14 protein-coding genes are annotated in these 16,748 nt (G+C 72.2%); 9 read left to right on the top strand and 5 right to left on the bottom strand.

Annotated features, from left to right (window positions below):
• Nucleotides 1–61: 61 nt before the first annotated feature.
• Genes AVW09_RS12920 through mtnK form a run of 4 tightly spaced genes read left to right on the top strand, consistent with a single transcriptional unit; the run spans nt 62 to nt 4,948 of the window.
• Nucleotides 62–1,156, top strand: a complete 1,095-nt coding sequence (locus AVW09_RS12920) for a substrate-binding domain-containing protein (RefSeq protein ID WP_063258455.1) — start codon at nt 62–64, stop codon at nt 1,154–1,156.
• Nucleotides 1,153–2,712 (top strand): sugar ABC transporter ATP-binding protein, encoded by a 1,560-nt coding sequence (locus tag AVW09_RS12915; RefSeq protein ID WP_063258454.1) that lies wholly within the window; start codon nt 1,153–1,155, stop codon nt 2,710–2,712. Before AVW09_RS12920 ends, AVW09_RS12915 begins: the two co-directional genes overlap by 4 nt.
• Nucleotides 2,709–3,755 (top strand): ABC transporter permease, encoded by a 1,047-nt coding sequence (locus AVW09_RS12910; RefSeq protein WP_063258453.1) that lies wholly within the window; start codon nt 2,709–2,711, stop codon nt 3,753–3,755. Before AVW09_RS12915 ends, AVW09_RS12910 begins: the two co-directional genes overlap by 4 nt.
• Nucleotides 3,752–4,948 carry an S-methyl-5-thioribose kinase gene (gene mtnK, locus AVW09_RS12905; protein ID WP_063258452.1) on the top strand — a complete coding sequence of 399 codons (1,197 nt, stop codon included), beginning with the start codon at nt 3,752–3,754 and terminating at the stop codon, nt 4,946–4,948. The genes AVW09_RS12910 and mtnK overlap by 4 nt, the downstream gene beginning before the upstream one ends.
• A gap of 184 nt (nt 4,949–5,132) precedes the next feature.
• On the opposite strand, the gene mtnB is transcribed toward mtnK, so the two are convergent.
• The 3 genes from mtnB to AVW09_RS12890 are packed head-to-tail and all read right to left on the bottom strand — an operon-like array spanning nt 5,133 to nt 7,629.
• Nucleotides 5,133–5,765: a methylthioribulose 1-phosphate dehydratase gene (gene mtnB, locus AVW09_RS12900; RefSeq protein ID WP_063258451.1), complete on the bottom strand. Its 633-nt coding sequence runs from the start codon at nt 5,763–5,765 to the stop codon at nt 5,133–5,135.
• A complete protein-coding gene (gene mtnC / locus AVW09_RS12895) occupies nt 5,762–6,463 on the bottom strand; it encodes an acireductone synthase (RefSeq protein WP_063258450.1) in 702 nt (233 codons plus the stop codon). The genes mtnB and mtnC overlap by 4 nt, the downstream gene beginning before the upstream one ends.
• Nucleotides 6,460–7,629, bottom strand: a complete 1,170-nt coding sequence (locus tag AVW09_RS12890) for a hypothetical protein (protein ID WP_082822977.1) — start codon at nt 7,627–7,629, stop codon at nt 6,460–6,462. The genes mtnC and AVW09_RS12890 overlap by 4 nt, the downstream gene beginning before the upstream one ends.
• 533 nt (nt 7,630–8,162) lie before the next feature.
• Here AVW09_RS12890 and ddaH point away from each other — a divergent pair.
• Both ddaH and rocD read left to right on the top strand, forming a co-directional pair.
• Nucleotides 8,163–9,047: a dimethylargininase gene (gene ddaH, locus AVW09_RS12885; protein WP_063258449.1), complete on the top strand. Its 885-nt coding sequence runs from the start codon at nt 8,163–8,165 to the stop codon at nt 9,045–9,047.
• Nucleotides 9,044–10,258 carry an ornithine--oxo-acid transaminase gene (rocD, locus tag AVW09_RS12880; protein WP_063258448.1) on the top strand — a complete coding sequence of 405 codons (1,215 nt, stop codon included), beginning with the start codon at nt 9,044–9,046 and terminating at the stop codon, nt 10,256–10,258. Before ddaH ends, rocD begins: the two co-directional genes overlap by 4 nt.
• A 68-nt stretch (nt 10,259–10,326) precedes the next feature.
• Here rocD and AVW09_RS12875 read toward each other — a convergent pair whose 3' ends face one another.
• On the bottom strand, nt 10,327–11,865 hold the full coding sequence (locus tag AVW09_RS12875; RefSeq protein ID WP_231901841.1) for a molybdopterin-dependent oxidoreductase: 1,539 nt from the start codon (nt 11,863–11,865) through the stop codon (nt 10,327–10,329).
• 202 nt (nt 11,866–12,067) lie between these two features.
• Between AVW09_RS12875 and AVW09_RS12870 the strand changes: the two genes are divergently transcribed.
• The 3 genes from AVW09_RS12870 (at nt 12,068) to AVW09_RS12860 (ending at nt 15,455) form a co-directional block, all read left to right on the top strand.
• On the top strand, nt 12,068–12,907 hold the full coding sequence (locus AVW09_RS12870) for a helix-turn-helix transcriptional regulator (protein ID WP_063258447.1): 840 nt from the start codon (nt 12,068–12,070) through the stop codon (nt 12,905–12,907).
• A 103-nt stretch (nt 12,908–13,010) separates the two neighbouring features.
• Nucleotides 13,011–14,168 (top strand): alpha/beta fold hydrolase, encoded by a 1,158-nt coding sequence (locus AVW09_RS12865; RefSeq protein ID WP_063258446.1) that lies wholly within the window; start codon nt 13,011–13,013, stop codon nt 14,166–14,168.
• Between the two features lie 111 nt (nt 14,169–14,279).
• Entirely contained in the window at nt 14,280–15,455 is a 1,176-nt protein-coding gene (locus AVW09_RS12860) for a zinc-dependent alcohol dehydrogenase (RefSeq protein WP_063258445.1), read from the top strand.
• A gap of 65 nt (nt 15,456–15,520) precedes the next feature.
• On the opposite strand, the gene AVW09_RS12855 is transcribed toward AVW09_RS12860, so the two are convergent.
• The gene (locus AVW09_RS12855) at nt 15,521–16,747 is read right to left on the bottom strand and encodes a carbamoyl-phosphate synthase large subunit (protein WP_063258444.1); all 1,227 of its coding nucleotides are present in this window, start codon (nt 16,745–16,747) and stop codon (nt 15,521–15,523) included.
• Nucleotide 16,748 lies beyond the last annotated feature (1 nt).

Below are 16,748 nucleotides of genomic sequence, written 5' to 3'. Positions count from 1 at the left end.
CCGCCGCCCCACAGCACCCGCCGCGGCTTCCCGCACCCGACCTCCTCCGAAGGGGACCCCCGTGTCCGTTCGTTCCCACCGCTGGGCGACGCTCGTCGCCACCGCCGGCATCGCCGCGATCGCCCTGACCGGTTGCGCTCAGCAGAACACCGCCGCGCCCGCCGCTTCGTCCGCCCCCGTCCAGAAGGCCGAGAACCTCCCGGCGCCGTTCGACGGCGCGCCGCTGAAGGTCGCCCTCGTCCAGCAGTCCGGCGCGGGTGACTTCTTCACCGCGTGGACGGCCGGCGCGAAGGCGCAGGCCGCCGCGGTCAACATCGACCTCACGGTCTTCGACGCGCGCAACGACAACGCCAAGCAGGCGTCCGACCTCGAGCAGGCCATCGCCGCGAAGCCCGACGCGATCATCGTCGACCACGGCCAGACCGACACGATCGAGCCGCGCGTGCATGCGGCGGTGGATGCCGGCATCCCGGTCATCGTCTACGACCTCGCGCTCAAGGACTCCACCGGTGTCGTCGTGACCTCGCAGTCGGATGCCTCGATGGCGCAGGGCGTCCTCGACCAGCTCGTGAAGGACAACGGCCAGGGTGCCAAGGTCGGCCTCGTCAGCGCCGAGGGCTTCGCCCCGCTCGACCGCCGCAAGAAGGTGTGGGACGAGGTCATCGCGAAGAACGGCCTCGACCAGCTCTTCTTCACCGGCAAGGTGACCGAGTCGACCGCGACCGACAACATCCCGCTCGTCGACGCCGCCCTCAAGGCCAACCCGGGTGTGCAGGCGATCTTCGCCCCGTACGACGAGATCACGAAGGGCGTCGTCCAGGCCGTCGAGCAGAACAACCTGCAGGACAAGGTCAAGGTCTACGGCATCGACATCTCCAACGCCGACATCGAGGTCATGACCGCCGACGGCAGCCCGTGGGTCGCCACGAGCGCGACCGACCCCTCGGCCGTGGGCGCCGGTGTCGTGCGTGCTCTCGCGCTGAAGCTGGCCGGCCAGCTCACCGAGGACACCGTCCAGTTCCCCGCCGTGACCATCACGCGCGACTTCCTGATCGAGAAGGGCATCACCAACGTCGCCCAGCTGCGCGAGGCCGAGCCGTCGCTGCTCCTGAACGACACGGTGGTCGCCGACTGGCTGCCGGCCGTCTCCGGATGACCTTTCCGCTCTCGCACGCCGCTCAGGTGAACGACGCCCCCGTCGTCCGCCTGAGCGGCGTCGGCGTGCGGTTCGGCACCAACCAGGTGCTCCGCGACGTCTCGCTCGACCTGTACCCGGGGAGCATCACGGCGCTCCTCGGGACCAACGGCGCGGGGAAGTCGACGCTCATCGGCGCGATCTCCGGCGCCAACGCGGCGTACACGGGGGAGATCGCGGTCGAGGGGTCGGCGCAGCGGCTCACCTCACCCGCCCGCGCCCGCCGCGCCGGCATCGAGACCGTCCACCAGCGGATCGCCGACGGCATCGTGCCCGGACTGAGCGTCGCCGACAACCTCGCGCTCACCGACCTCGCGACCGGGGGGCACCGCCTCGTGCGCCGGGCGGAGGCGGAACGGGTCGCTCGCGCGGCGCTCGAGCGGCTCGGCCTGTCGTGGTCCGACGAGGTCTTGAGAGCGGATGCCGCGCGCCTCGGCACCTCCGATGCGCAACTGCTCGTGCTCGCCCGCGCCCTGCGCTCGACGCCGCGCCTGCTCATCCTCGACGAGCCCACGTCGGCGCTCACCGCGGCGGAGGCGGACCGCCTGTTCGCCGTGCTGCGGGTGCTGCGCGACGAGGGCCTGTCGATCCTGTTCGTCAGCCACCGCTTCGGCGAGATCGAGCGGCTGGCCGATCGCATCGTCGTCCTGCGCGACGGTCGACTCGAGCTCGAGTCGGGGCGCCCGTTCGACTGGACCGCCGCGCTCGAGGCGATGCTCGGCGTCCCCACCGAGCTGCAGCAGCACGTCACCGAGCCGCTCCCCCCGGGCGCGCAGGTCCTCGAGGTCGACGGCGCCGTGCTGCTGCCCGGCAGCGAGCCGCTCACCCTCGAGGTGGCCGCGGGCCAGGTGACCGGCATCCTGGGTCTGCTGGGGGCCGGGAAGACCGAACTCGCCGAACTCATCGCGGGCGTCCGTGTCGACGGTGACGCGCGGCTGCGGCTGGACGGCGCACCGTACCGACCCTCCTCGCCCGCCGCGGCGAAGGACGCGGGCGTCGTGCTCGTGCCCGAGGATCGCCAGCGGCAGGGCATCCAGCCCGGCTGGTCGATCGGCCGGACCGTCGGACTCCCGGTGCTGCGACAGATCTCGCGCTGGGGCGTCGTGTCGCCGGGCCGCGAACGCGCGGCCGCCGACGACGTGATCGACGCGTACGGCGTCGTCGCGCCGTCCGCCGACACGCGCGTCGACGACCTCTCCGGCGGCAACCAGCAGAAGGTCGTCGTGGGGCGGTGGCTGCGCACCGGGCCGCGGCTCGCGGTGCTCGACGAGCCCTTCCGCGGCGTCGACATCGGCGCCCGCCGCCGCATCGGCGACGCCGCCCGCGACCGCGCGGCCGAGGGCGCGGCCGTGATCGTGCTCTCCAGCGACGTCGACGAGATCCTCGACGTCGCCGACCGCATCGTCGTCCTCGTCTCGGGGCGCATCGCTCTGGACACCCCCGCCGGAGTGCTCGACCGCGCGCGCATCGTCGCCGCTCTCCTCGACGACCCCGGCCACCGGAAGGAAACCGCATGACCACCGCTCTCGTCCCCGCGCGGGTGAGCGTCGGCTCCCGGATCGTGGATGCCATCGCGAAGTGGGGCTTCGTCGCCGTCACGGTCCTGCTGATCGCGTTCTTCGCCCTGAGCCAGCCGGCGTTCGCGACCCCCGAGAACCTCGTCGGGATGCTGAAGTACATCGCCCCGATCGGCATCGCCGGCCTCGGCGTGACCCTCGCGATGACCGTCGGCGGACTCGACCTGTCGGTGGGCGCCAACGCCGGATTCGCGGTGTCCATCGCCGCGTGGACCATGGTGATCGCGAACCAGGTCGGCGGGATCGCCGTCGGCGTCGTCCTGCTCTCGGGTGCCCTGATCGGCGCGATCAACGCCGCGCTGATCGTGTTCGCCCGCATCCCCGACCTGCTGGCGACGCTCGCGACGATGTTCACCGTCGTCGGTCTCAAGCTCATCATCGTGGACGGCAAGTCCATCTCGTCGCAGATGACCCTCGACGACGGCAGCACCGCGCCGGGCCGCTTCACGCCCGACTTCGTGTGGTTCGACCGCGGTTTCATCGGCCCGATCTCGGTGCCCGTGGTGCTCTTCCTCGGACTCACGGTCGTGCTGTGGTTCGTCCTCGACCGCACCCGCTGGGGTCGCGCGCTCGCCGCTGTCGGCTCGAACCCCGAGGCCGCGCGCCTCGCCGGTGTGCGCGTCCGCGCCTACCGCGCCGCCGCGTACATCGGCTGCGGGATCCTGGCATCCATCGCCGGTCTCATCCTCGCCGCCCGCATCGGACAGGGCGACGTCTCGGCCGGCAACAGCCTGCTCCTGGATGCCGTGGCCGTCGCGCTCGTCGGCGTCTCGGTGCTCGGCATCGGGCGCCCGAACGCGTGGGGCACGGCGCTCGGCGCGGTGCTCGTGGCCGTGATGGTCACCGGGTTCTCGATGATGGGCCTGCCGTACTACATCCAGGACTTCGGGAAGGGCCTCGTGCTGCTCGTGGCCCTGCTGTTCAGCTTCACGTTCCGCCGTCGCAAGACCACCATCGTCGCCGGGAGCACCACCGCATCATGACCGTCCTCACCGATCAGCTGACCGTCGCCACGGTCCCCGCCTACCTCGCCGCACGCCCGCACCTCTCGGGGCCGGTGGATCCGGCATCCATCGTGTCCGTCGACGAGGTCGGCGACGGCAATCTGAACCTCGTCTTCATCGTGAAGGATGCCGCAGGCAACGGTGTCGTCGTGAAGCAGTCGCTGCCGCACGTACGCGTCGATCCGTCCTGGCCGCTCACGCGCGAACGGGTGGCGCGGGAGGCCGTCGTGCTCGGGGTGCACGAGCGGATCGATCCGGCGCACGTGCCCGCGTTCCACGGCTTCGACGCGGAGAACCTCGCGCTGTCGATCGAGGACCTCAGCGACCACGCCGTCTGGCGCGGAGAACTCAACGCCGGGCGGCTGCACACCTACGCCGCCGCGCAGCTCGGCGAGTACGTGGGGGCCGTCGGGTTCGCGACGAGCGCCTTCGGGACGCCGGGGCCGGAGCGCCGCCGTGCGATCGCCGCCGCGACGAACCCCGAGCTGAGTGAGATCACCGAGGACCTGGTCTTCACCGAGCCGTACGTCGACCACGAGCACAACGGGTGGCTGCCCGCGAACGACGAGGACGTGCGCGAGCTGCGCGCCGACCGGGCGTTCGTGCGCGAGATCGGCCTGGCGAAGCTGCGGTTCCAGGAGAGCACGCAGAGCCTGATGCACGGCGACCTGCACACCGGATCGGTGTTCGTGCGGGCCGAGGGGGAGTCGGTGCGCGCGTTCGACTCGGAGTTCGGCACCTACGGCCCCACGGGCTTCGACCTCGGTGCCGTGTGGGCGAACCTCGTGATCGCCGCGGCTCGCGCGCACGTGCTCGGGCGGTCTGCGGATGCCGAGACGCTGCTGACGCTGCCCGTCGAGCTCGTCGACGCGTTCGAGGCGGAGTTCCGTCGCCGCTGGCCCGACCGCGTCGACCCGCGCGTGTACAGCGACGAGGTCCTGAAGCACACGCTCGCGGTCGTGCGATCGGATGCCGCGATCTACGGCGCCGCGAAGGCCGTGCGCCGCATCGTCGGGTTCTCGAAGGTCGCCGACATCCAGACCCTGCCCGAGCCCGAGCGCGCGGTCGCCGCCCGTTTCGTGCTGCGCGCCGCGCGGACCCTCGGGACCGCGCGGCTGGAGGACGCCGACCCGCGCGTGTTGACCGCGCGGACGGTGGCGCTGCTCGGCTGACGGGGGCGGGGCGCCGCCCCGCCCCCGCGCATAAACGCTGTGCGTCGGCGGAAACGCCCTCTCCGAGCGTTTCTGCCGAGCCGGAGCGTTTATGCGGAGTTGGTCCTGGCCGCAGGCGGCCGGGCGGTGACGGATGCCGCGGCTCAGCGGGTCGCGACGCACGCCGAGAGCGCAGCGCCGCTGCTCAGCGGGTCGCGACGGTGAAACGCAGCAGCCACTCGGCGATCTCGAGGTGGCGGCGGGCGGCGGCGACGTCCTCGCCCCACGCGTACATGCCGTGGCTCGCGACGATGAGCGCGGGGACCTCGGGCACGTCGGCCGTGGCCGGGACGTAGACCTCGTCGAAGCGGGCGGCCTCGACGCTCATGTCCTGGTCGTTCGCGATCACCGGGATCGTCACGGTCTCGCCGTGCGCGCGGTGGCCGATGCCCTTGAGCATCTCCATGTCGCGGATCTCGACCCCGCCCGGCCACCGGTGCCCCGCGACGACCGCGTCGAACGCGTGCACGTGGAACACCGCTCCCGCGCCGGTCCGCGCGGCGATGTGCGCGTGGAGCCCCGCCTCGGCGGACGGCGGCCGCGGGTCGTCGGGGTCGATCGCCGCGCCGTCGGCGTCGATCAGCACGACGTCGCGATCGGTGAGCTCGGACTTGTCGAGACCGGATGCCGTGACCGCGAGCACGAGCGGATGCCGGTCGATCACGACCGACAGGTTGCCGGAGGTGCCGCGCATCCAGCCGTACCCCGAGAACCGGGCGGCCTCTGTGGCGAGAGCGGCACCGGCTTCCTGCACGCGCGCGGTGAGAGGGAGCGTCATCGCGTGAGCTCGATCTCGTCGAAGGAGGCCACCGCCGGCGCCGCGAACTCCGCGCCGTGCCAGGGCTCGCCGGCGCGGTCGAGCGCGACGACCTGCCAGCCGGCCGCGAGGGCCGCGGCGACCTCGTCGGGGTGGTCGGTGAGGAACAGCGCGCGCCCGGGAGCGACCCCCAGCGCCGCGGCGATGCGGTCGTACGACCCGGACTCCTTCTTGGGACCCGCGCTCACCGTGTCGAAGAAGTCCTCGACGAGCGGCGTCAGATCGCCCTGCGGCGCGTGGCGGAACCACGGCACCTGCGATGCGACGGAGCCGGACGAGTACACCGCGAGCCGGATCCCCGCCTCGTGCCACGCGTGCAGGCGCGGCGGCACGTCCTCGAAGAACTGCGAGTGGATCTCGCCGGCGGCGAAACCCTCGGCCCACAGGATGCCCTGCAGCGTCTTCAGCGGCGTCGACTTCACATCGGATGCCATGAGCTCGCGCAGCGCGTCGGCGACCTGGGTATCGGTGGCGTCGGCATCCAGTCCGGTCTCGGCGATCGCGTCGGCGCGGGCGGCGCGCACGGTGTCGTCGTCGCGGGCGAGGAGCGCGTCGAGGCGCGGGCGGGCGTAGTCGTACAGGTCGCCGAGGATGAACCCGGCGGCGCTCGTCGTGCCCTCGATGTCGAGCACGACGACGTCGGCGGAGATGGCGGTCATTGCGGGTCCTCGTCGGGGGAAGCGGTCACGGAGCGGAAAGCGATGGTGTCGGGCTGCACGGTCGCGGCGACCGGCGCGGGCTCGGCGGGCGAGCGGCGGCGCCGGAGCGCGGGCGCGGGCGCCTCGGCATCCGGGTCCGTCGCGAAGTGCTCGCCGACGTTCGCCGGGGCGAAGGTTCCGCGACTCGTCGCGATCCGGGTCACCAGGCGCGGCGGCGTGACGTCGAACGCGGGGTACCACGCGTCGGTCACGAGCGGGCTCGCGGTGCGGTGCCCCAGGACCTCGAGCACCTCGCGCGGGTCGCGGTCCTCGATCACGACGTCGGCGCCCGTCGGAGCACCGGGATCGGGCGCCTCGACCATGGCGTAGTACGGGATGCCGAACGCCGCCGCTGCGGCCGCGTGCGCGAGCGTGCCCACCTTGTTCACCACGGATCCGTCGAGCGCGACACGGTCGGCGGCGGTGACGACGGCGTCGATCGGTCCGGAGCCGACACCGCGCGGCGAGGCGAGGGCCGCTGCGGCCATGCCGTCGGTGATCAGCGTGACCTTCTGGTCGAGCTCGCGCAGCGAGTGCGCGGTCAGGCGCGCGCCCTGCAGGTACGGGCGGGTCTCGGTCGCGATCCACTCGATCTCGCGGCCGGCCTCGCGGGAGGCTGCGACGAGCCCGAACAGGTACGCGTCGGCCCAGCAGTGCGTCAGGATGCGCGGCGACGCCGGCAGCAGGGACAGCGTCGCGCGACCGAGACGCAGGCTCGCCTCGCGGTAGTCGCGGTCGACGGCCGCGGCCGTCTTGAGCGTCACGGACACGAGGGCGTCGGTGTCGTCGGCATCCCGTCCGGCCGTGAGGATCCGGGCGACGGCATCGCGCGGGTGGGCATTCGTCGGGCGGGCGGTGGCGAGGGCGCGACCCGCGCGGCCGAGCGCGGTGCGCGCCTCGCCGAGCGGCAGCCCGCGCACGTGGAGCGCGGCCAGCCCCATGCCGGCGGTCGCGGCGTACAGCGGCCCCGAGCTCTGGGTCACCATGTCGCGGATGGCCGTGGCGACCTCGTCGGGGGTCGTGGCATCCACCCATTCCACCCGCGCGGGGAACACGCGGCGATCGAGGATGCGGACGACACCGGCCGACTCGTCGAAGACGACGGAGTTCTCGAGCGTGGCAGACATCGCGATGATTCTCCCACGCACGTCCGACAGCGACGGCGCCCGTGACGCCGCGCGACGCGCCCCGTCCGCGATCCGCGCACACTCAGTCCGATTCGGGCGGATGCCACTGACCCGGCGCGAATCGCTGAGGTTGTGCCGCGGCGGCGGCGATGCGCCGCGCCCGCTCCGCGATCGGCGCATCCTCCGCGATCCGCGCAACCTCAGCCCGATTCGGGCGGATGCCACTGACCCGGCGCGAATCGCTGAGGTTGTGCCGCGGCGGCGGCGATGCGCCGCGCCCGCTCCGCGATCGGCGCATCCTCCGCGATCCGCGCTACCTCAGCCCGATTCGGCCGGATGCCACTGACCCGGCGCGAATCGCTGAGGTTGTGCCGAACCCGCCCGGCGGCTCGCGCGCGCCCGCGCCCGCGTGAGACAATGGCCACGGCGTGCTCGGACCGACCTTTCCCCGCACGGCGCGAAGGCGCCGCCGGGTCGAAGGGCCACCGGGCCCAGAGGACAGCGTCCGCCGCACCTTCTCCTGAGGAGCAGAGATGTCCGCGAACCCCACCGCCGCCCCCGCCGAGACCGCAACGGTCGAGCGCGTGCAGCAGCACCGCCGGTACCTCATGTGCCGGCCCGAGCACTTCACCGTCAGCTACAGCATCAACCCGTGGATGGAGCCGTCGCGCCCCACCGACACCGCCCTGGCCCTGCGCCAGTGGCAGTCGCTCTACGACACGTACACCGAGCTCGGCCACGAGATCGAGCTCATCGACCCGCTCGAGGGCCTGCCCGACATGGTCTACACGGCCAACGGCGGCTTCGTCATCGACGGCGTCGCGTACGGCCCGAAGTTCCGCTTCCGCGAGCGTGCCGACGAGGCCCCCGCGTTCATCGACTGGTTCGCCGCCAACGGTTTCGAGGTCGCCGAGCCGGTCGAGGTCAACGAGGGCGAGGGCGACTTCCTGCTCGTCGGGAACACGATCCTCGCCGGCACCGGCTTCCGCTCGACGGGCGACAGCCACCGCGAGGTCGGAGAGGTGTTCTCGCGCGAGGTCGTGTCGCTGACGCTCACCGACCCGCGGTTCTACCACCTCGACACCGCGATCGCCGTGCTCGACCCGGTCGAGGGTCCCGGCGGCGTCGAGAAGGCCAACATCGCGTACCTGCCGAACGCCTTCGATGAGCGCAGCCAGGCGATCCTCCGTGAGCGGTATCCGGATGCCATCCGGGTCTCGGATGCCGACGGCGCGGTGTTCGGCCTGAACTCCGCCAGCGACGGCAAGAACGTCATCATCTCGCTGCGCGCGAAGGGCTTCGAGGCGCAGCTGCGCGAGCGCGGCTACACGCCCGTCCTGGTCGACCTGTCCGAGCTGCTGCTCGGCGGCGGCGGGATCAAGTGCTGCACGCTCGAGCTGCGCGGAGGCACCCGATGAGCACCACCGTCGACGACCTCGGCGCTCAGCTCATCGCCGCCGAGGGCGCGCACCTCGCGCACAACTACCACCCGCTGCCGGTCGTCGCCGCGCGCGCCGAGGGCGTCTGGGTCACCGACGTCGAGGGCAAGCGCTACCTCGACCTGCTGTCGGCGTACTCCGCGTTGAACTTCGGCCACGGCCACCCGGCGATCCTCGCCGCCGCCCGCGAGCAGCTGGAGCGCCTCACGCTCACGAGCCGCGCGTTCCACAACGACAAGCTCGGCCCCTTCGCCACGGCGCTCGCGCAGCTGTGCGGCAAGGACCTCGTGCTGCCGATGAACACCGGCGCGGAGGCGGTCGAGACCGGTATCAAGGTCGCCCGCGCGTGGGGCTACCGCTCGAAGGGCATCGCCCCGGATGCCGCGACCATCATCGTCGCGAACGGCAACTTCCACGGCCGCACCACGACGATCGTCGGCTTCAGCGACGACCCCGTCGCGCACGACGACTTCGGTCCGTACGCGCCCGGCTTCGTGCACGTGCCCTACGGAGACGCGGATGCCATCGCCGCCGCGATCGACGAGAACACCGCCGCGGTGCTCCTCGAGCCGATCCAGGGCGAGGCCGGCATCATCATCCCGCCGGAGGGGTTCCTCCGCCGGGTGCGCGAGATCTGTACCGAGAACGACGTGCTGTTCATCGCCGACGAGATCCAGTCGGGCCTCGGCCGCGTGGGCGAGACGTTCGCGTGCGACCGCGAGGGCGTCGTGCCCGACATCTACCTCCTCGGCAAGGCGCTGGGCGGTGGCATCCTGCCCCTGTCCGCGGTCGTCGCGAACGAGGACGTCCTGGGTGTCATCCGTGCCGGTGAGCACGGCTCGACGTTCGGCGGCAATCCGCTGGCTGCCGCGGTGGGACTGCGGGTCGTCGAGATGCTGGCATCCGGAGAGTTCCAGACCCGCGCGAAGGCGCTCGGCGAGCATCTCACGCAGGGGCTCGAGGCGCTCGTCGGTCACGGCGTGACAGCGGTGCGCGTGGCCGGGCTCTGGGCGGGCGTCGACATCGACCCGGTCGCGGGCCGCGGGCGCGAGATCGCCGAGAAGCTCCTCGCGCGCGGCGTGCTGGTCAAGGACACGCACGGGCAGACGATCCGCATCGCGCCGCCCCTGACGATCCGCGCGACCGAGATCGACTGGGCGATCGAGCAGCTCCGTCACGTCCTGCCCTGACCCTGACCCAGGCGTGAGGGGTCAATTTCTGTCGCTTCCGGTCGCTCCAGGCGACAGAAAATGACCCCTCACGCGACGGTGAGGGTCAGCTCGTCCCAGCCGGTCGCGCCGTCGGGCGCGGGCGCGGCGCGCTGCTGGGTCTGGGTCTCGCCGGTGGCGGACGTCGCGCGGCAGCGGATCGTGTGCGTGCCCGACGTGGCATCCCACGGCAGACTCCACTGCACCCACGTGTCGGACGAGATCGCCGTCGCGAGCTTCGCGGGTTGCCACGCGCCGTCGTCGATCTGCACCTCGACGCCCGAGACGCCGACGTGGGTCTGCCAGGCGACTCCGGCGATGGTCGTGGAGCCGGCGGTGACGCGCGCGCCGGCGCGGGGGACGTCGATGCGGGATGCCAGTTTCACCGGGCCGCGCGCCGACCATCCGCGCGAGGTCCAGTAGCCCTCGGCGACCGCGTACTGCGTCACCTCGAGCTCGGTCACCCACTTCGTCGCGGAGACGTAGCCGTACAGGCCCGGGACGACCATGCGGACGGGGAATCCGTGCGCGATCGGGAGCGGCTCGCCGTTCATCCCGATCGCGAGCAGCGCATCGCGTTCGTCGGTCAGCGCCTCGAGCGGCGTCGAGGCGGTGAAGCCGTCGATCGAGTGCGACAGCACCATGTCGGCATCCGCCGTCGGTTTCGCCCGCTCGAGCAGGTCGCGGATCGGGACGCCCAGCCAACGCGCCGTGCCGATCAGGTCGCCGCCGATCTCGTTCGACACGCACACGAGGGTCGCGACGGTTTCGCGCTGGGGGAGGGCGACGAGGTCGTCCCAGGTCAGCACGACTTCCTCTTCGACGAGCCCGTGGATGCGAAGACTCCACGTCGACGGATCGACCTGCGGCACGACGAGCGCGGTGTCGATGCGGTAGAAGTCCGCGGCCGGCGTGATCACCGGCGCGAGGCCGTCGATGCCGAGCTCCGCCGCGGCCGGGACGGGGGTCGTGGTGGCCGGGGTCGGCAGACGCAGGGCGGAACGGACCGCCGACGCCGCCTGAGCACCGCCGCGGACGGCCGCGGAACCGACCGCGGCGAGGGCGCCGACGACGACCGCGATGCCCGAGAACGCGAGGACGTTGCGCCGTGACGGGCCGGTGGTGTCCTCGGGGGCGGCGGCACCCGTTCGGCGGAGGCGCGCGATCAGCAGCGCCCCCGTGATCACGGCGACGGCTCCCGCGACGAACGACGGCGCGGGTGACAGCACGTCCGCGTCGGCCCGTGTCATCGACACGACCACGCCGACGACGCCGAGTCCGCCCAGGATCACGCGCCCCCACGGCGGGCGGCGACGCTCGAGAACACCGGCCGCGGCGGCGATCGCCAGGAGGAGGATCGCGATGCCGACCAGCAGCGCGGCCTTGTCGTTCGTACCGAACCAGCTGATCGCCAGGTCTTTCCCCCACGGCGGTGCGATGTCGATCATCCCGCCGCCGATGACGGCGAACGGGCTCGCCGTCGGCGCGACGACGGCCGCGGTGAGTTCGCCGAGTCCCGCGCCGAGCACGGCGGCCGCGACACCGGCGCCGGCCGCGAGCAGGTCGAGGGAGCGGGAAGCAGAGGCCACGTTCGGAGCATAGGCAGCGCACGGGGCGCGAGCGCCGTGGCATCCCGAACTCACAGCCAACCGGAACGCGGGATGGTGCGCTCCGTGTCTCCCGCTGCTGCGGGCCGGGTGTCCCGCGAGCCGGGCCGCTTCTCCCGACGAACCGCGAGAGGGGGATCGCCGCGTCCTGGATCCGCGCCCGACCGAGGGGTAGACAGGGAGCATGATCGACCGAACGGCCCTCGCGGACTTCCTCCGCACCCGGCGCGAGGCGCTCCAACCCGAGGACGTCGGGATGCCGCGCGGCGCACGGCGTCGCACCCCCGGGCTCCGGCGCGAGGAGGCCGCGGCCCTCGCGCACATGTCGACCGACTACTACGCGCGCTTGGAGCGGGAGCGCGGCCCGCAGCCGTCGCCGCAGATGCTCGCCGCGATCGCGCAGGGCTTCCACCTCACGCGCGCCGAGCGCGACCACCTGTTCCGCCTCGCCGGGCACGTGCCGGACGAGCGCTCCGCCGCGGGCGAGCACGTCAGCCCGGGACTCCTCCGCATCCTCGATCGCCTCGACGACACCCCCGCCGAGATCGTCACCGAACTCGGCGAGACCCTGCGGCAGTCGCCCCTGGGCGCCACCCTGGTCGGTGACGCGTCGCGGCGGACCGGGCCCGAGCGCAGCCTCGGCTACCGGTGGTTCAGTGATCCCGCGTCGCGAGCGCTCTACGCGTCGGAGGAGCACGAGTTCCTCAGCCGGCTCTTCGCCGCAGGTCTCCGCGAGCTCGCGGGCCGCCGCGGCCCGGGTTCTCGGGCCGCCGCCCTGGCCGACGATCTTCTCGAGCGCAGCGCGGAATTCCGGACCCTGTGGGCCGCGCACGAGGTCGGGCTTCGGCCGAGCGCGACCAAGCGGTTCGTGCACCCCGCGGTCGGCGCGCTCGAGCTGCATTGCCAGTCGCTCGTCGACCCCGAGACGTCGCATTCGCTGCTGGTCTACACCGCGGTCCCCGGCAGCGAGAGCGCCGAGAAGCTGCGCCTCCTGGCGGTCCTGGGCCCCTCGGTCGCCGCATGAGCCGCGTCCGGAGGTGTGAGGGGTCAAAGAATGTCGCTTGCGCCCGCCCGAAGCGACACTTCTTGACCCCTCACGCGCTCGATGCGCGGGTACCGTCGGGGGCATGCGCGAGCGAGTGAGGACCGTGCGGCGCCCGGCGGCGGACGGGGTGCCGCCGTTCGATCTCGCGTACGTCCGCGCCGGTCCGCGTACCGCGACCCCGGCCCTGATCATCCCCGGCGGCCCTGGACTGGCATCCGTTCTGCCCTACCGCGGACTCCGCCGACGCGCCGCCGAGGGCGGACTCGACGTCCTGATGGTCGAACACCGCGGCATCGGACGCTCGCGGCACGACCTCGCCGGCCACGTCCTGCCGCCCGACGCGATGCGTATCACCGCCGTCCTCGACGATCTCGCCGCGGTGATGGATGCCGAGGGCGTCGACCGGGCGTTCATCGTCGGGTCGTCATACGGCAGCTATCTCGCGTCGAGTTTCGGCGCTCGGCATCCGGACCGGGTCGCGGGCATGCTGCTCGACTCGGCGCTGCAATCCGCCGACGACCTCGCGCTCGAACGGGCGCGTCTGCGGGCCCTCTTCTGGGATGCCGACGACGACCTGTCCCGCGGCGTGCGGCGACTCGTCGACGAGGGGATCGACGAGCGCGTCGTGCTCGACGTCGTCCGCGCGGCCTACGAGCTCGCCGGCGCGGAGCTGTCGCGGACGCTCGTGCGGCACCGCCCCGGACTCGCGTGGCGCGCGCTCGCCGCGTACGCCACGCGCGACGCGTCGATCGCGCGGGTCCCGGGCATCTACGAATTCGACGTCGTCGGCACGATCGCGTTCCGCGAGCTGCACTACGGCGCCCCACCGGACGGACTCCCGCTCGACCCGGCGCTCACCTACGCCTTGCTCGCGGAGCGTTTCCCCGCCTTCGCGGGAGAGCCCTACGACCTCACGGCCGCCGCCGCGGGATTCTCGTGGCCGCTCGTCGCCCTCTCGGGCGACCGCGACCTGCGGACGCCGCCGGCGATCGCCGAGCGGGTGGTGAGGACGGCTCCGGATGCCACCCTGGTCCGGCTCCACAACGGACACAGCGCCCTGGACACCCACCCCATGGCGCTCCTCAACGCCACGCGACGGCTCGTCCGCGGCGAGCACCACCGACTGCCCGCCGAGGAGCCCGCGCTGGATCGCCTTCGCCGCACCGGCGTCTCCGGGCGGTTCCCGCGGGCGCTGCAGGCCCTGGCCCAGGCCGACACCGCCATCCGCCCGCGGCTCTGAGCCCTGGCATCCGCACCCCCTGTCCCTGAACGCCGGGTTCGTCAACGGGGTCGGCGGAGGACACGCCGCGGATGACACTGGCCCCTCGTTCCCCCGACGAGAGGCAGCACGATGAAGGCATTGACCTGGCAGGGCACGCGCGACGTGAGTGTCGAGGAGGTCCCCGACCCGCAGATCCTCGAACCGACCGACGCGATCGTGAAGATCACCTCGACCGCCATCTGCGGCTCCGATCTGCATCTGTACGAGATCTTCGGACCGTTCATCGACCCGGGCGACGTCCTCGGCCACGAGCCGATGGGTGTCGTCGTCGAGATCGGCTCTGGCGTCACGAACCTGGCGGTCGGCGACCGCGTCGTCGTTCCCTTTAACATCTCGTGCGGGCACTGCTTCATGTGCCGGCGCGGGCTGCAGTCCCAGTGCGAGACCACGCAGGTACGCGAGTACGGCAGCGGGGCGTCGCTCTTCGGCTACACCAAGCTGTACGGCCAGGTACCCGGCGGTCAGGCCGAGTATCTCCGCGTCCCGCTCGCGGACTACAACCACATCAAGGTCGGCGACGACCTGCCTGACGACCGCTACCTGTTCCTCAGCGACATCGTGCCGACGGCGTGGCAGGGCGTGCAGTACGCAAACGTTCCGGACGGCGGCACGCTCGCTGTCATGGGCCTCGGGCCCGTGGGGCAGTTCGTCTCGCGCATCGGCGTGCACCTTGGCTACCGCGTCCTCGCGGTCGAGCCCGTGGCCGAGCGTCGCGCGATGGCCCAGCGCCACGGCGTCGAGACCTTCGACCTCACCGACACGGTGGTCGACGAACTGCGCGACCTCACGGAGGGTCGCGGAGCCGACGGCGTGGTCGACGCGGTCGGCATGGAAGCGCACGGCAACGGCGGCATCAAATTCGCGCAGAACGCGATCGGTCTGCTCCCGGATGCCATCGCCCAGAAGCTCATGGACACGGCGGGCCTCGACCGGCTCGCCGCGATGCACGCCTCGATCGACGTGGTCCGTCGCGGCGGAACCGTGTCGCTCAGCGGCGTCTATGCCGGTGAGGCGGACATCCTGCCGATGAAGACGATGTTCGACCAGCAGCTGAACCTGCGGATGGGGCAGTGCAACGTCAAGCGCTGGATCGGCGACCTGCTGCCGCTGGTGGAGGACCCCGCCGACCCGCTCGGCGTGATGGACCTCGTGACGCACCACGCGCCGCTCGAGGACGCCCCCCGCCTGTACGAGACGTTCCAGAAGAAGGAGGACGGCTGCATCAAGGTCGTGCTGCGCCCCTGATTCCTGGCGCGTGAGGGGTCAATATTTGTCGCTTCTGGCTCCGCCAGGCGACAAATATTGACCCCTCACGCGCGTGGGGCCCGGTGCACGGACTCCAGAGCTGCGGCGTCGGCGGGGGACATGCCGGGGATCGGCTCGCCGTTCCAGACGATGTCGTCGCCGAGGGCGGCGAGCACCTCCTTGCGGTCGCCGTGCGAGATCTTGGCCCCGTGCACGATGGTCGCCGGGCTCCACAGCATCGCGGCGTCGTCCCACCAGCCGGCGCCGACGTCGCGGACCCGCACGAGGTCGTGCAGCGTTCGCGGCAGGTGCGACAGCGGTTCGGTGAAGGCGTCGGCGAGGACCGCGAGCGTGATCTGGCGCTGCGTGCCGGGGACCGCCACGACCGTCCGATCGACGGAGCCCTCCATCGCGCGGGAGACGTCCTCAGCCTCGAGCAGGATCACGCCGTTCGTGGGTCGCGGATTGCACTCGATGATCTTGTAGTCCGGCGCGTCGGGTGTGCCGTGGTCGACGAAGTCGAACGAGATCTGGCCCGTGAACGTCGGGTCGAGGGCGTCGACGAGCTGCTGCGTGTACCGCAGGGTGTCGGTGCTGTCGACGGCGATGAAGCCGATCGCGGTGCTGTGCGCCCACTGCTCGGCGGCCTTGTAGGTCGTGTGGGCCGTGACCTGACCGTCGACGACGACGCTGTACGTGCAGACCATGGGCCCGTCGACGAACGGCTGCACGAGCCACGGCTGCTCGGGCGTCGGCACGCAGTCCTCGATCGGCACCTTGCCCGCGAGCGGCCCGGTGTTCGTGAGGAGCCCGACCCCGCCGCGTGAGAACGCCGCGCGGGCGAAGTACCGGGGGAAGCGGTCGATCGCCGCGCGGAGTTCGTCGGGCGACGTGACGACGACCGTCTCGGGGATCGGCACCCCGGCATCCTGAGCCAGGCGCTGGAAGCTCGCCTTGTCGTGGAGGCGCGCCAGATCGGCGAAGCTCCCCGCGTACAGTTCGACGCCCTCCGGGAGGTCGGCGACGCGGGCCGCGAGGTAGAAGACCTCCTCGAACGTGGGGATGATCACGTCGATGTCGTGCTCGCGCACGTACGCGCCGACCGTCTCGATGAAGGCATCCGTCTCGAATCGGGGAGACGGGGTGACCAGGTGCCCGGCGAGGAAGCGGGAGTGGTTGCCGACCGCGCCGTCGTACGTGTCGCTGGCGAAGACCGTATGGCCGACGCTGCCGAGCTTGCGGACGAGGTCCAGGGCGAACGTGTTGCGGGAACTGGTGATGAGGACGCGCATG

It is taken from the genome of Microbacterium sp. T32, assembly GCF_001619615.1.
Taxonomy (GTDB): Bacteria; Actinomycetota; Actinomycetes; order Actinomycetales; family Microbacteriaceae; genus Microbacterium.
The sequence above is the reverse complement of the archived record's forward strand: the minus strand, read 5'-3'. Positions and strand labels throughout refer to the sequence as shown.